This window comes from Nonomuraea sp. LP-02 (assembly GCF_036289125.1).
Classification (GTDB): Bacteria; Actinomycetota; Actinomycetes; order Streptosporangiales; family Streptosporangiaceae; genus Nonomuraea; species Nonomuraea bangladeshensis.
In genome coordinates this window covers 7956032-7970611 of the sequence record NZ_JAXCLK010000001.1, presented here as the reverse complement: position 1 = coordinate 7970611, position 14580 = coordinate 7956032, and the positions used below count along the sequence as shown (strand labels likewise).

15 protein-coding genes are annotated in these 14580 nt (G+C 71.1%); 8 read left to right on the top strand and 7 right to left on the bottom strand.

Annotation, left to right across the window (positions count from 1 at the left end; all coding sequences use genetic code 11):
- Window positions 1-31 precede the first annotated feature (31 nt).
- The gene (locus SMD20_RS37435) at window positions 32-862 is read left to right on the top strand and encodes an AraC family transcriptional regulator (RefSeq protein WP_329590331.1); all 831 of its coding nucleotides are present in this window, start codon (window positions 32-34) and stop codon (window positions 860-862) included.
- Here SMD20_RS37435 and SMD20_RS37430 read toward each other — a convergent pair.
- Window positions 859-1887, bottom strand: a complete 1029-nt coding sequence (locus SMD20_RS37430; protein WP_329590329.1) for a GDP-mannose 4,6-dehydratase — start codon at window positions 1885-1887, stop codon at window positions 859-861. The genes SMD20_RS37435 and SMD20_RS37430 overlap by 4 nt on opposite strands.
- Before the next feature lie 241 nt (window positions 1888-2128).
- On the opposite strand from SMD20_RS37430, the gene SMD20_RS37425 reads away from it, so the two are divergent.
- The 4 genes from SMD20_RS37425 (at window position 2129) to SMD20_RS37410 (ending at window position 6310) form a co-directional block, all read left to right on the top strand.
- Window positions 2129-3373, top strand: a complete 1245-nt coding sequence (locus SMD20_RS37425) for a glycosyltransferase family 4 protein (RefSeq protein WP_329590326.1) — start codon at window positions 2129-2131, stop codon at window positions 3371-3373.
- Window positions 3374-3419: 46 nt separating this feature from the next.
- The gene (locus tag SMD20_RS37420; RefSeq protein ID WP_329590325.1) at window positions 3420-4130 is read left to right on the top strand and encodes a class I SAM-dependent methyltransferase; all 711 of its coding nucleotides are present in this window, start codon (window positions 3420-3422) and stop codon (window positions 4128-4130) included.
- Window positions 4127-5194, top strand: coding sequence for a prenyltransferase (locus SMD20_RS37415; protein WP_329590323.1), 1068 nt, complete (start codon window positions 4127-4129; stop codon window positions 5192-5194). The genes SMD20_RS37420 and SMD20_RS37415 overlap by 4 nt, the downstream gene beginning before the upstream one ends.
- 81 nt (window positions 5195-5275) lie before the next feature.
- A complete protein-coding gene (locus SMD20_RS37410; RefSeq protein WP_329590321.1) occupies window positions 5276-6310 on the top strand; it encodes a DUF1702 family protein in 1035 nt (344 codons plus the stop codon).
- A 33-nt stretch (window positions 6311-6343) separates the two neighbouring features.
- Here SMD20_RS37410 and SMD20_RS37405 read toward each other — a convergent pair whose 3' ends face one another.
- Window positions 6344-6973 (bottom strand): class I SAM-dependent methyltransferase, encoded by a 630-nt coding sequence (locus SMD20_RS37405; protein ID WP_329592807.1) that lies wholly within the window; start codon window positions 6971-6973, stop codon window positions 6344-6346.
- Between the two features lie 85 nt (window positions 6974-7058).
- Here SMD20_RS37405 and SMD20_RS37400 point away from each other — a divergent pair, with 85 nt between their 5' ends.
- The 3 genes from SMD20_RS37400 to SMD20_RS37390 are packed head-to-tail and all read left to right on the top strand — an operon-like array spanning window position 7059 to window position 8810.
- Window positions 7059-7511: a pyridoxamine 5'-phosphate oxidase family protein gene (locus tag SMD20_RS37400; RefSeq protein WP_091078693.1), complete on the top strand. Its 453-nt coding sequence runs from the start codon at window positions 7059-7061 to the stop codon at window positions 7509-7511.
- The gene (locus tag SMD20_RS37395) at window positions 7508-7699 is read left to right on the top strand and encodes a ferredoxin (protein WP_329590318.1); all 192 of its coding nucleotides are present in this window, start codon (window positions 7508-7510) and stop codon (window positions 7697-7699) included. The genes SMD20_RS37400 and SMD20_RS37395 overlap by 4 nt, the downstream gene beginning before the upstream one ends.
- Before the next feature lie 25 nt (window positions 7700-7724).
- Complete coding sequence (locus tag SMD20_RS37390) at window positions 7725-8810, top strand: Zn-dependent alcohol dehydrogenase (RefSeq protein ID WP_329590316.1); 1086 nt, start codon at window positions 7725-7727, stop codon at window positions 8808-8810.
- Between the two features lie 49 nt (window positions 8811-8859).
- Here SMD20_RS37390 and SMD20_RS37385 read toward each other — a convergent pair whose 3' ends face one another.
- From SMD20_RS37385 to SMD20_RS37365, 5 genes are read right to left on the bottom strand one after another with little or no spacing between them, the layout of a single operon-like run.
- On the bottom strand, window positions 8860-9867 hold the full coding sequence (locus tag SMD20_RS37385) for a sugar phosphate isomerase/epimerase family protein (protein WP_329590315.1): 1008 nt from the start codon (window positions 9865-9867) through the stop codon (window positions 8860-8862).
- Between the two features lie 2 nt (window positions 9868-9869).
- Complete coding sequence (locus SMD20_RS37380) at window positions 9870-11027, bottom strand: Gfo/Idh/MocA family protein (RefSeq protein ID WP_329590314.1); 1158 nt, start codon at window positions 11025-11027, stop codon at window positions 9870-9872.
- Window positions 11028-11038: 11 nt separating this feature from the next.
- Window positions 11039-12094 carry an ABC transporter substrate-binding protein gene (locus SMD20_RS37375; protein WP_329590313.1) on the bottom strand — a complete coding sequence of 352 codons (1056 nt, stop codon included), beginning with the start codon at window positions 12092-12094 and terminating at the stop codon, window positions 11039-11041.
- A complete protein-coding gene (locus SMD20_RS37370; protein WP_329590311.1) occupies window positions 12091-13092 on the bottom strand; it encodes an ABC transporter permease in 1002 nt (333 codons plus the stop codon). The genes SMD20_RS37375 and SMD20_RS37370 overlap by 4 nt, the downstream gene beginning before the upstream one ends.
- Window positions 13092-14576, bottom strand: a complete 1485-nt coding sequence (locus tag SMD20_RS37365; RefSeq protein WP_329590308.1) for a sugar ABC transporter ATP-binding protein — start codon at window positions 14574-14576, stop codon at window positions 13092-13094. Before SMD20_RS37365 ends, SMD20_RS37370 begins: the two co-directional genes overlap by 1 nt.
- Between the last annotated feature and the right edge of the window lie 4 nt (window positions 14577-14580).

Sequence of the window (14580 nt, the reverse complement as noted above, 5' to 3'; positions counted from 1 at the left end):
GTCAATGGGCGACGCGAGGAAGATTGGGGACGTGGGAGGGGACTGGGCGCGGTACTGGCGGGCCGGGCGGCGGCCGCTGGAGGCCATGTACGCCCACTTCGAACGGCACGTCTACCACCGCCACAGCCACGACACCTACTCCTTCGGCGTGACCGAGACCGGCGCCCAGTCGTTCACCTGCCGCGGCGCGGCGCACACGAGCGCGGCCGGCATGGTGATGGCGTTCAACCCGGACGACCCGCACGACGGCCACGCCGCCGACGCGCTCGGCTTCACCTACCGGATCGTGCACATCGGTCCCGGTCTGGTGACGGAGGCGCTGGCGGACGCGACGGGCCGCAGGGGGCCGCTCCCCCTGTTCGCCGCACCGCTGGTGGCGGACGCGGCGGCGGCGGGCGCGCTGCGCGCCTTCCACCGGGCGCTCCTGGACCCGGCCGCGACGGCCCTGCGCCGCGACGAGCTGCTCGCCGTCACGGTCGCCCGCCTGGTCAGGGCGGCGGCGACGCAGGCCCCGCCGGACCCGCCGAAGGCCCGCGGGACGTCAGCGGCGATCGCGGCGCGGGCGCGCGGGTTCCTGGAGGACCACCTGCTCGACGACCCGACCGCCGAGGAGCTGGCGCGGGCGACGGGCGGCAGCAGGTTCGCGGTGTACCGGGCCTTCGTGGCGCGGTACGGCATGCCGCCCAGCGACTACCAGCGCCTGCTCCGGCTGCGCCGGGCCCGTACGCTGATCGCGGACGGCGTACCGATCGGCGAGGCGGCGGCGGCCACGGGCTTCACCGACCAGAGCCACCTGACCCGCTGGTTCGTCCGCTGTTTCGGGCTCACCCCGGGCGCCTACCGGGAGGCAGGGCGGACTTAGGGCCAGGAGCCTTCCTGGTCGGGGTCGCCGCCGTCGGTGAGCAGCTTCATGTCGGCCTCGACCATCATGGCCACCAGCTCGTCGAACGACACCGTCGGCTCCCAGCCGAGCTGGTTGCGCGCCTTCTTCGGGTCGGCGCACAGCAGGTCCACCTCGGCGGGCCGGTGCAGCGTCTGGTCGGTGACGACGTACCGCTCCCAGTCGAGCCCGGCGGCGGTGAAGGCGGCCTCGGCCAGCTCGCGCACCGACTTCATCCGCCCGGTGCCGATCACGTAGTCCTCGGGTCTGTCGGCCCGCAGCATGAGGTGCATGGCCCGGACGTAGTCGCCGGCGTACCCCCAGTCGCGCCTGGCCTCCAGGTTGCCGAGCCGCAGCTCGGCGGCGAGGCCGAGCTTGATCCTGGCCACGCCGAGCGAGACCTTCCTGGTGACGAACTCCGCCCCGCGCCGCGGCGACTCGTGGTTGAACAGGATGCCGGAGACGGCGAACATGCCGTACGACTCGCGGTAGTTCTGGGTGAGGAAGTGCCCGTAGGCCTTGGCCACCCCGTACGGCGACCGCGGGTGGAAGGAGGTGCGCTCGTTCTGCGGGGTCTCGCTGACCTGGCCGAACATCTCGGAGGACGACGCCTGGTAGAAGCGGATCTGCCCGGAGGCCGCCGAGGCGCCGCCGCGCGAGACGCCCGAGCACACCCGGATCGCCTCCAGCATGCGCAGCACGCCCATCCCGGTGACCTCGGCGGTGAGCTCGGCCTGCTCCCAGGACATGGGCACGAACGAGATCGCCCCCAGGTTGTAGACCTCGTCGGGCTGGACCCGCTCCACGGCGGAGATGAGCGACCCTTGGTCGAGGAGGTCGCCGCGGACGACCTGGACGTCCGACAGCAGCCTGCGCACGCGTGAGACGCGCGGGTTGGCCTGGCCTCGGGCGAGGCCCCAGACCTCGTACCCCTGCTCCAGCAGGTGCTCCGCCAGATAGGAACCGTCCTGGCCGGTGATGCCGGTGATCAGAGCGCGCCTGGCCAAGGGTCCTCCAACTTCGCGTCACGCAATCCCGTTGGGACGGAATGTACCGCTATGCACCCCGAAAGAGCAGCAGCCCGACCTAGAACGTGTTCCACAGAACCACGTTCGGTTACCGTAACGTCGCATGTCGCACGGCCTGCAAGGACGAATGTGAGCAATTCTCGGTGACCTACCGAATGGTAGCCTTCTCGGGCTAAGGTCACATTCAACTGATCTCAGGCGCCTACCGGCGGAGAAAGGGGTGTCCGTGCGGGAGCGAACGCTGCGGATCGCGCTGCTGTCCTACCGCAGCAAGCCCACCTGTGGCGGTCAGGGTGTCTACCTCCGCCACCTGAGCCGCGAGCTGGTCGCGCTCGGACACCACGTCGAGGTGTTCTCCGGCCCGCCCTACCCCGAGCTGGACGAGGGCGTCATCCTGCGCGAGGTGCCCAGCCTCGACCTCTACCGCGACGAGGACCCGTTCCGCACCCCCAAGCTGCACGAGTACCGCGACTGGATCGACCTGCTGGAAGTCGGCACGATGTGGACCGCCGGGTTCCCCGAACCGCTGACGTTCACGCTGCGCGCCCTGCGCGAGCTGAAGAAGCGGGTCGGCGACTTCGACGTGGTCCAGGACAACCAGACCCTCGGCTACGGCCTGCTCGGCATCCAGAAGCTGTTCCCGGTGGTCGGCACCATCCACCACCCCATCAGCGTGGACCGCCGCATCGAGCTGGAGGCCGCCCAGGGTGTGAAGAAGCTCACGATGCGCCGCTGGTACGGGTTCGTGAAGATGCAGTCGCGCGTCGCGCCCCGGCTCAGCCCGATCCTGACCGTCAGCGAGTCCTCGCTCGCCGACATCCACCGCGACTTCAACGTCCCCCAGGCCAACCTGCGGCTGATCCCGCTCGGCGTGGACACCCGCTACTTCCACCCGCGCCCGGACAAGCCGAAGCGCAAGGGCTCGATCGTGGCCGTGGCGAGCGCCGACTCCCCCATGAAGGGCGTGGCCACGCTGCTGCGGGCGGTCGCCAAGCTGTCCACCGAGCGCGACGTCAACCTCACCGTGGTCAGCAAGCCCACGCCGGGCGGGCCCACCGAGCAGCTCGTCCAGGAGCTGTCGCTGCAGGAGCGGGTGCGCTTCGTGCACGGCATCTCCGACGACGAGCTGGGCGAGCTGATCGCCACCTCGGAGATCTCGGTCGTGCCGTCGCTGTACGAGGGCTTCTCGCTGCCCGCCGTCGAGCACATGGCCTGCGGCACGCCGCTGATCGCCAGCCGTACCGGGGCGCTGCCCGAGGTCGTCGGCGACGCGGCCGTACAGGTGCCGCCCGGCGACGCCGAGGAGCTGGCCGCCGCGCTGCGCCGCCTGCACGACTCCCCCGAGGAGCGCGAGCGGGTGGGCAGGGCGGGCTACGACCGCGTCATGGAGCGCTACACCTGGCACGTCGTGGCCAAGCGCACGGTCGAGGCCTACCACGAGGCCATCGCCGCACACCGCCCCTGACCCCCAGCCCCACACTGATCACACTGATCGCGAGGAGAGACCACCAGTGCTGACCGTGGACTTCGCCCGGCTGCCCGTCGGCCCCGGCGTGCGCGTGCTCGACCTGGGCTGCGGCGGCGGCCGGCACGCCTTCGAGGTGCTACGTCGCGGGGCGGACGTGATCGCCTTCGACATGGACCAGGCGGAGCTGGACAACGTGGCGAACATGTTCGCGGCGATGGACAAGGCGGGCGAGGTGCCGCCGGACGCGAGCGGCCGCACCGTCCAGGGCACGGCGCTGGACATGCCGTTCGAGGACGACAGCTTCGACCGGGTGATCGCGGCCGAGGTGCTGGAGCACATCCCCGACGACATGGCGGCCATGGCCGAGATCTTCCGCGTGCTGAAGCCGGGCGGCACCGCCGCGATCACCGTGCCGAGCTTCCTGCCCGAGCGCATCTGCTGGGCGCTGGACGAGGCGTACCACACCGCGCCGGGCGGCCACGTACGCATCTACACGCTCGCCGAGCTGTCGGCCAAGCTCAAGTCCACCGGCTTCGAGATCGGCCCGCACCACCACGCGCACGGCCTGCACTCCCCCTACTGGTGGATCAAGTGCGCGGTCGGCGTCAACAACGACGACCACCCGCTCGCCAAGGCGTACCACGAGCTGCTGGTCTGGGACATCATGAAGCGCCCGGCCGTCACCCAGATCGCCGAGGCCGTGCTCAACCCGATCATCGGCAAGAGCGTGGTCCTCTACGTCAAGAAGCCATGATCTCCCGAGCGGAGGTCGTGCGCACGGCCGAGAGCATCGCCGCGCTGCAGCAGGAGGACGGCGGCGTCCCGTGGCCCGAGGGGCATGTGGACGCCTGGAACCACGTCGAGTGCCTGATGGCCATGACGGTCGCGGGCCTCGCCGAGCCGGTCCGGCGCGGCTACGCCTACCTGGCCCGCCACCAGCGCGCCGACGGCTCCTGGCCGATGAAGCTGGTGGACGGCGCCGGCGTGGAGCTGGGCGGCGAGACCAACCACGCCGCCTACGTCGCGGTAGGCGTCTGGCACCATCACCTCGTCACCGGCGACCGGGCCTTCACCGAGGAGTCCTGGCCCATGGTCAAGGCCGCGCTCGACTACGTGGCGGGGCTGCAGACCGAGCGCGGCGAGATCGTCTGGGAGCGTGACGCGCGGGGCAGGCCCTCGTCGTACGCGCTGCTCACCGGCTGCTCCTCCATCCACCAGGGGCTGCGCTGCGGGGTGCTGCTCGGCGACCTCCTGGGCGATCCGCAGCCGCACTGGGAGCTGGCCGCCGACCGGCTGGCGCATGTGCTGGGCGCGCATCCCGAGGCGTTCGCCGACAAGAGCCGGTTCTCGATGGACTGGTACTACCCGGTGCTCGGCGGCGCGGTGCGCGGGCAGGAGGCGTTCGAGCTGCTGGAGCAGGAGTGGGCGACGTTCGTGGTGCCGGGGCTCGGCATCCGGTGCGTCTCCGACCAGCCGTGGGTGACCGGGGCCGAGACGTGTGAGCTGGTGCTGGCGCTGGACGCGATCGGCGACCGCGAGCGGGCCGCGCGGCTCTTCTCCGACATGCAGCACCTGCGGCACGAGGACGGCTCGTACTGGACGGGCTGGCAGTTCGTGAACCGCAAGCACTTCCCGCACGAGCGCTCCGGCTACACGGCGGCGGCGGTGGTCCTCGCGGCCGACGCGCTCATGGAGCTGTCCCCCGGCTCCGGGCTGTTCCGCGACGTGGAGCGTACGGCGACGTTCGATCCCGACGTGTGCGGCTGCGCGGCCGGCATCCGCGTCCCCCCGCAGGCGGCCGAGCGGGAGACCCCCTAGGCAAGCGCTTTTGCCGCTTCTTTGCCCCGGACGCCCGGTGTGCCGCCGGTGAGGGCCGCATTGGGGTCACTAGCTTCGTGAGTGGCCGTACGAGGCGTCTTCGGGGGAAGCGTGGGCGACACGGGCACAACTTCGTTCTTGGACCAGGCCGGGATCGAGCCGACACTGACGCCGGCGAAGAGACTGCGAAGGTTCTTGACCAAGGATCCACTGGAGTCCGATCTGAGCCGGCGGAGATTCCGGCTCAGGCCCGGACCGGCTCGAACGGTCTTCTCGGAAGCCGAGAAGTCATACATTTTCGGCTTCAATGCGGTGATGTCGAAAGAAGTGGAGAAGGTCGAGGAGGTTCCGGCGGACCGGCGGCCCTTCGGCTACGAGGGGGCGGCCGCCGCCTGCACCGTACTCGACCTGCTCACGCTCTCACGGGGCCGGCGCCTTCACGAGCTGCTCGCCGGCCCCGCCCGGCACCACCGCCACGCCGCCTACCTGGGGGCCGGACGCGGCTACGCGCTGCTGCGGCTGCGGCCGGTACGCGGCGCGCGCCTGACCCACCCGCTGCTGCGCTGGCTGGCGGTGGACGGCTTCGGCTTCCAGCGCTCCCTCGCCAGGACCGACCGGCTCGTGGGCGAGCGGGTCATGCCCGACCTGCTGACCCGGGCCCACTGCGCGGCCTTCGACCAGGGGCTGGGGCGGCTGCTATGGTACCACGACTGCGCCGCGCCCGACGACGTGGCGGCCAGGATCGCCGGGTTCCCCGCCGTACGGCGGGCGGACCTGTGGAGCGGAGCGGGGTTCGCGGCCGCGTACACGGGCGGGGCCGAGCCCGAGGAGCTGCGGTGGCTGGCCGAGCACGCCTCGGCCGACGGCTTCCGCGCCCATCTGGCGCAGGGATGCGCCCTCGCGGTGGCCGCCCGGCTGTGCTCGGGCCCGCTGCCCGAGCACACGGGGCAGGCGGCGGCCGTCCTGGTGGGCGCCGACGCCGAGGAGGCGGCGTCCTGGACCGACCAGGCGCTCATCGAGCTCGGCCACGAGGCCCGCACACACGACGACTTCCGCGGCTGGCAGGCCCGGATCCGCCAGTCGTGGACCCGCACCCGGCGCCGCCAGAGCGCCTGAGCGGGCCCGGACGGGCCGGCGCCGTGCGGAGAGTCAGATGCCCGGCGCCACGCGCTCCAGCACGCGCAGCGAGCCCTCCACGGACTTCTCCTGGAACGCTCCGGACTCCAGCGCCCGCAGGTAGACCCGGTAGGGCGCCTGACCGCCGTCGGCCGGATCGGGATAGATGTCGTGGAAGACCAGCGCCCCGCCCTCCCGGACGTGCGGCGCCCAGCCCTCGTAGTCGCGGGTGACCGGCTCCTCGGAGTGGCCGCCGTCGATGAACAGCATGCCGAGCGGCGTGTTCCACAGCGCGGCCACACGCTCGGAGCGCCCGACGACCGCGATCACCTCCTCCTCCAGGCCCGCGGCCGCGATCGTGGCGCGGAAGGTCGGCAGGGAGTCCATCTTGCCGAAGCGGGGGTCCACGAGGGTGGGGTCGTGGTGGGCCCAGCCGGGCTGGATCTCCTCCGAGCCGCGGTGGTGGTCGACCGTGACGACGACGGAGCCGGTCTCGCGGGCGGCGGCGCCGAGGTAGACGGCGGACTTGCCGCAGTAGGTGCCGATCTCGCAGATCGGGCCGAGCGCGCCGTACTGACGGGCCGCTTCGTAGAGGGCCAGCCCTTCGGCGAGCGGCATGAACCCCTTGGCGTGCTTGGCTGCGTGGAGCAGCTCCGGCGGCATCGACATGGAAGGCCACCCTAGCCGAACCGAACAACATTCCAGGAGCCTCTTGCAGCCCACTTCTGGAACCTGTTCTACTGGCCACGTGAATCAGCGCGCTCGCATCGCGATGTCGGACGAGGAAGTGGCCGCCCTCCTGGAGGGCTCGCGCAAGCTGCAGCTCGCGACGATCAACCCCGACGGCACGCCGCACCTGGTGACCATGTTCTACGGCCTCGACGACGGCCGCATCGCCTTCTGGACCTACGGCAAGGCCCAGAAGGCCCGCAACCTGGCCCGCGACCCCCGTGTGAGCTGCCTCATCGAGGCCGGCGACGACTACGCCGAGCTCCGCGGCGTCCTGCTGTACGGCAAGGCCGAGCGGATCGACGACCCCGACCGGATCATGGACATCGGCATGCTCGTCGCCCGCCGCATGACCCCCGGGGTGGCCGACGAGCTGCTCCGCCCGTACGTCGAGCAGACCGGCCGCAAGCGGATCGCGTACGTCGTCGAACGCACCAAAGTGGTCTCATGGGACCACAGGAGGTTGTCGTGAAAATCAAGGTGGACGAGCTGGTCTGCGAGGCCAACGCCGTGTGCATGGGCCTCGCGCCGGAGGTCTTCGACCTCGACGACGACGACCAGCTCCACATCCTGCTTCCCGAGCCACCCCCCGAGCTGCACGACCGCGTCCGCCACGCGGTCCGCTCCTGCCCCAAAGCCGCCCTCTCCATCGAGGAATAGGTCCACCGCCGAGGAGGAACGCCCCATGCGTGCCGCAATCCTGACCGCCGTAGGCAACGACAAGCTGGAGATCCGCGACGACGTGACGCTGGCGCCCGTGGGCCCGGCGGACGTGCGCGTACGGATCAAGGCCACCGGCGTCTGCCATTCGGACCTGTCCGCCATGTCCGGGGTGCTGCCGCAGCCCGTGCCGCTCGTCCCCGGCCACGAAGGGGCGGGCGAGGTGGTCGAAGTGGGCGAGCACGTCGACAACCTCCAGCCCGGCGACCACGTCGTCATCAACTGGTCGCCCGCCTGCCACGCCTGCGACCTGTGCCTGGGCGGGCAGCCCTACCTGTGCACCAAGTTCATGATCGAGTCGTTCAGCAACGGCCGGTTCCGGCTGGGCGGCGACACGACGGCGTTCGGGATGGCGGGCTGCGGCACCTGGGCCGAGGAGATCATCGTGCCCTGGCAGGGCGCGATCAAGATCGACCCGGAGGTGTCGTGGGAGGCGGCGGCCCTCATCGGCTGCGGCATCACGACCGGCGTCGGCGCGGCGATCAACACCGCCAAGGTGCGCCCCGGCTCCACGGTCGCCGTGATCGGCTGCGGCGGCGTCGGTCTCTCGGTCATCCAGGGCGCCCGCGTCTCCGGCGCCAGGACGATCCTCGCCGTGGACCCGCTGGAGTCCAAGCACGAGCTGGCCAAGAAGGTCGGCGCCACCCACGCCGTGACGCCCGACCAGGTCCCCGACGCGATCAACGAGCTGACCGGCGGCGCCGGCTTCGACTACGGCTTCGAGGTCGTCGGCAAGGCCGCCACCGTCCAGACCGCCTGGCAGATCACCCGGCGCGGCGGCGACGTCATCGTGGTCGGCGCGGGCGCGATGGACGACATGTGGTCGGTCTCGGCCTTCAGCCTGCTCTTCGAGGGCAAGCACCTGCACTCCAGCCTGTACGGCGAGTCCGACGTGCGGCACGACTTCCCGTACTTCGCCAAGCTCTACCAGGCCGGAAAGCTGGACCTCGACTCGATGATCAGCGCCAGGATCCGGCTCACCGACCTCAACGACGCCGTGGCGGCCCTGCGCGGCGGCGAGGTGCTGCGCCAGATCGTCGTGATCGACTGACGGACGGGCACCTGGTCCCGCCGGAGCGCTCCGGCGGGACCGGCGCGTGTCACTCGGTGGCGAAGGCCGCGTCGAAGGCGGTGGCCGGCGGCGTGATGGAGTTGAGCGTACGGATGTAGCCCACCGCCTCCCGCGCGCCGTCCAGCCGGTCCATGCCGGCGTCCTCCCACTCGATGGAGATCGGCCCGTCGTAGCCGATCGCGTTGAGCGCCCGGAAACAGTCCTCCCAGGGCACGTCGCCGCGCCCGGTCGAGACGAAGTCCCAGCCGCGCCGCATGTCGGCCCAGGCCAGGTGCGACGACAGCCGGCCGCGGCGGCCGTCGCCGACGCGCATGCGGGTGTCCTTGCAGTCGACGTGGTAGATGCGGTCCTTGAAGTCGAGGATGAAGTTCACCGGGTCGATGTCCTGCCACACCATGTGCGACGGGTCCCAGTTGAGCCCGAACGCCGGCCGGTTGCCGACCGCCTCCAGCGCCCGGACCGTCGTGTAGTAGTCGTAGGCGATCTCGCTCGGGTGCACCTCGTGGGCGAAGCGCACGCCGACCTCGTCGAAGACGTCGAGGATGGGGTTCCAGCGGTCGGCGAAGTCCTGGTAGCCGGCGTCGATCACCGAGGCGGGCACGGGCGGGAACATCGCGACCGTGTGCCAGATGGACGAGCCGGTGAAGCCCACGACCGTGTCCACGCCGAGCAGCGCGGCGGCCCGCGCGGTGTCCTTCATCTCCTCGGCCGCCGCCTGGCGCACCGACTCGGGGTCGCCCTCGCCCCAGATGCGGGCCGGCAGGATGCCCTTGTGCCGCTCGTCGATCGGGTGGTCGCAGACGGCCTGGCCCACCAGGTGGTTGGAGATCGTCCACACCTTCAGGCCGTGCTTGTCGAGCTGGGCGCGCTTCTGCTCGACGTACGAGGGGTCGGCGAGCGCCTTGTCCACCTCGAAGTGGCCGCCCGAGCAGGCGATCTCCAGCCCGTCGTAGCCCCACTCGGCCGCCAGCCGGCACACCTCCTCGAACGGCAGGTCCGCCCACTGCCCGGTGAACAGCGTGACTGGTCGCGTCATCGTCAATCCTCCACGTTCGTGTAACGGCCGCCGTCGGCCGCGCTGCGCTCGACCGCCTCCAGCACCCGCTGCACCCGCAGCCCGTCGGCGAAGGACGGCGACGGGTCGGCGCCGGTGGCGACGGCCTCCAGGAAGTCCTTGATCTCGTGGGTGAAGGTGTGCTCGTAGCCGAGCCCGTGGCCGGGCGGCCACCAGGCGCCGGCGTACGGGTGGTCGGGCTCGGTCACCAGGATGCGCTCGAACCCGCCGCCGCCCTCGGAGACCCACAGCTCGTTCATCGACTCGAAGTCGAAGGCGAGGCTGCCGAGCCCGCCGTTGATCTCCAGGCGCATGGCGTTCTTGCGCCCGGTGGCGAACCGGGTGGCCTCGAACGAGGCGAGCGCCCCGCCCGACAGCCGGCCGATGAACAGCGCGGCGTCGTCGACCGTGACCTCGCCGGTGGACTCGGCCCGCGACGCGCCCAGCCCGGCCGACTCGCCCGCGAGCGGCCGGCGCTTGACGAAGGTCTCGGTCAGCCCCGAGACGCCGACGACCTGCTGGCCGGTGACGTACTCGGCGGCGTCCACGATGTGCGAGCCGATGTCGCCGAGCGCGCCCGCGCCCGCCTTGTCCTTCTGCAGCCGCCACACCAGCGGGAACTCGGGATCGACGATCCAGTCCTGGAGGTATTGGGCGCGCACGTGCCGGATCTCGCCGAGCCGGCCCTCCTCGACGTACCGGCGGGCCAGCGCGATCGCCGGAACCCGCCGGTAGTTGAAGGCCACCATGCTCTTGACCGAGGGCGGCGCGGCGGCGGCGGCCCGCACCATCGCCTCCGCCTCGGCGACGGTGTTGGCCAGCGGCTTCTCGCAGAGCACGTGCTTGCCGGCGGCGAGCGCGGCCACGGCGATCTCGGCGTGCGAGTCACCGGGCGTGCAGATGTCGACGATCTGCACGTCGTCCCGCTCGATCAGCGCGCGCCAGTCGGTCTCCGCGGCGGCCCAGCCGAGCTGCGCGGCGGCCGCCTCGGTGCGCTCCTTCGACCGGCCGCAGATCGCCGCCATGCGCGGCGCCAGCGGCAGGTCGAAGAAGGCCCCCACGCTCCGCCAGGCCTGGGAGTGGACGCGGCCCATGAACGCGTACCCGATCATGCCCACGCCAATGGTGGTCTTGTCTGACATGCAACCCCCGATCAGGATTCGAAGCCGAGTTCCAGGTATTTCTCGACGTTGTCCTTGGTAATGGTCTCGGAAGCGAGCGTGATGGACTGCGGCACCGAGTTCTCCACGAGATCACTCATGCCCTTCCCCTGTGCGACCAAGCGAGCCAGCCTGATCGCCGAAGAGGCCATGGTAGGGCTGTAGGTGACGGTCGCCTTGAGCACCGAGGTGCCCGACTGGATCTCCTTCATCGCGTTCAGCGAGCCGGCGCCGCCGACCATGATGAACTCGTCGCGGCCCGCCTCCTTGATCGCGGCGAGCACGCCCACGCCCTGGTCGTCGTCGTGGTTCCACATGGCGTCGATCTTCTTGTGCGCCTGCAGCAGCGACGTCGCCACCTGGTTGCCGGTCTCCACCGTGAACTTGGCGTCCTGCTTGGCCGTCACGCTGAACCCGTAGGTCTTCAGCGCGTCGGCGAAGCCCTTGCTGCGGTCCTGGGTGAGCGGCAGCGTGGCGATGCCCTGGATCTCGACGATCACCGGGTTCGACACGCCCTTGTCCTTGAGCTGCTTGCCGATGAAGTGGCCGGCGGCCACGCCCATGCCGTAGTTGTCGCCGCCGATCCACGTACGGTAGGCCAGCTTGTCGGGGAAGACGCGGTCCAGGTTGATCACCGGGATCCCCGCCGCGGTGGCCTGCAGCGCGACCTGGTTGAGCTGCTGGCCGTCGTTGGGCAGAATGACCAGCGCGTTCACCTTCTGCGCGATCAGCGACTCGACCGCGGAGATCTGCTGGTTGATGTCGTTGGTCGGCTCGACCGGCTTGAAGTCGATGTCGCTGTACTGCTTGGCGGTGGCCTCGGCGTTCTTGGCGATCGCGGCGATCCAGCCGTGGTCGGCCGCCGGCGCGGAGAAGCCGATGGTCACCTTGGTGCCGGGCTGGTCGTTGCCGCTCGCGGCGGGAGCGGGGGCCGCCGCGGCGCTGCTGGGCGCCGCTGCGGGCTCGTTGCTGGTGCAGCCGGCGGCGAGCAGTGCGGCTCCGCCGAGCCCGCCGACGAGGAATCCCCTGCGCGCGACGTTCTCACTCATGTTGCTCTCTCCTTCAAGTTCCGTCGCTGGAGAAGGACGGCGACGACGATGATCAGGCCCTTCGCGATCAGCTGGTCGCTGGTGTCGAGGCCGTTGAGGATGAACAGGTTGGTGATGAGGGTGAAGATCAGCAGGCCCAGGATCGAGCCGATGATCGTCCCCCGGCCCCCGGTGAGCAGCGTGCCGCCGATGATCACGGCGGCGATGGCGTCCAGCTCGTACAGATCGCCGTGCGTGGACGAGCCTGTGGTGGTCCTGGCCATGATGAGGATGGCGGCGATGCCGCAGCACAGCCCGGACAGCGCGTAGAGCAGCATGGTGTGCCGGCGCACGTCGATGCCGGCCAGTCGGGCGGCCTCGGGGTTGCCGCCCACCGCGTACGTCCGCCGCCCGAACGTGGTCCGGTTGAGCACCACCCATCCGAGCGCCACGACCAGGGCGAAGATGTAGACCAGCAGCGGGACGCCGAGCACCCGCGTGGTCGACAGCTCGACGAGGGCGGCGTTGTCGGGCTGGACGAGCTGCGTCCTGCGGTCCGACATGCGCTGGGCCAGGCCGCGCGCGGCCACGAGCATGGCCAGCGTGGCGATGAACGGCACCAGCCGCCCGTAGGCGATCAGCCATCCGCTGACCAGCCCGGCCCCGGTGCCGACGAGGATCGCGCAGATGGCCATGACCCATGGCCCGTACGCCTGCGTGGCCAGCGTCGTCGCCCAGACCGAGGCCAGCGCCATGACCGCGCCCACCGACAGGTCGATGCCGCCGCCGATGATGACGAACGTCGCGCCGACCGTGATGACGCCGATCGTGGCGGCCAGCGACAGGATGCTGACCAGGTTGGAGGTGGTGGCGAAGTTCTCCGGCCGGGTCACCAGGCCGACCACCACCAGGATCGCCAGCGCCACCAGCAGTCCGAGGTGGCGCATCTCGCCCAGGCGGCGCGTGGGCGCGAGCGCCGCCACCCCCGCCGCGCGGCGGTCCGTCGTGGGCTCGCTCATCAGGCCGCCCTCCCATTCATGATCATGTCCAGTACGCGGTGCTCGTCGAGCTCCGCGGCGTCGCCCTCGTGGATGACCGACCCCTCGCGCAGCACCAGCACCCGGTCGGCCAGGCCCAGCACCTCGGGCACCTCGCTGGAGACCAGCAGCACGCCGATGCCGCGTTCGGCCAGGTCGTGGATGACGGCGTAGAGCTCGGCGCGCGCGCCCACGTCCACGCCGCGGGTGGGTTCGTCGAGCAGCAGGAGCTTGCGCCCGCCGAGCAGCCAGCGGGCCAGTACGGCCTTCTGCTGGTTGCCGCCCGACAGGGTGCGGATCGGGCGTTCGGGGTCGGGTGGTCGGATGTCCAGCATCTCGGACAGGCGCTGGGCCTCGGCCCGTTCCCGTTTGCGGTCGAGCCAGCCGAACCTGGCGAAGCCGGGCAGGCTGCCGAGCGTGATGTTGGCGGTGACGCTCTGGTCGAGGAGCAGGGCCTGGGCCTTGCGTTCCTCGGGGGCGAGCCCCATGCCGCGCCGTACGGCGCCGACCACGCCGCGTCCCGCCGGCCGCCCGTCGAGCAGCACGCGGCCGGTGGCGGAGCGGGCTCCGTAGACGGCCTCCAGGATCTCCGAGCGTCCCGAGCCGACGAGCCCGGCCAGCCCCACGATCTCGCCTGCCCGTACCGAGAACGACACGCCGGAGAAGACGCCCGGCGCGTTCAGGTTCTCCACCCGCAGCACCTCCTCGCCGAAGGTGCGCCCGCCGCGCGGCGGGAAGACGTACTCGACGTTGCGGCCGGTCATGAGGGAGACGATCTGCGTGGTGGGCGTGTCGCGGGCGGGCAGGCCGACGGCGACCGTACGGCCGTCCTTCAGCACCGTGACCCGGTCGCCGATCTCGCGGATCTCCTCCAGGCGGTGGGAGATGTAGACGACGGCGACGCCCTGGGCGGTCAGCTCGCGGATGATCCTGAAGAGGTTGCCGACCTCGTCGTGGGCGAGGGCGGCCGACGGCTCGTCCATGATGATGAGCCGGGCGTCGTGGGAGAGCGCCCGCGCCATCGACACGACCTGCTTGGCCGCCGGGGACAGCCGGCCCACCTCGGCGGACGGCCGGATCTCGCCGTGGCCGAGGCGTTCGAGCACCTCGCGGGCGGCCTTGTTGGCCGCCGCGCGGTTGACGAAGCCGAGCTTGGCGGGCTCGTGGCCGAGGAAGATGTTCTCGGCCACGCTGAGCCCGTCGACCAGGTCGAGCTCCTGGTAGATGGTGGCGATGCCGAGCCTGATGGCGTCGATGGGGCTGGCGGGGCGCACCTGGTCGCCGTTGAAGACGATGGTGCCCTCGTCCGGCTGGTGCGCGCCGGCCAGGACCTTGATCAGGGTGGACTTCCCCGCGCCGTTCTGGCCGAGCAGGCAGTGCACCTCGCCGGCCCGTACGTCGAGGTCGACGCCGTCCAGCGCGCGCACGCCGGGGAACTGTTTGACGATGCCCTTGATCACCAGCATCGGG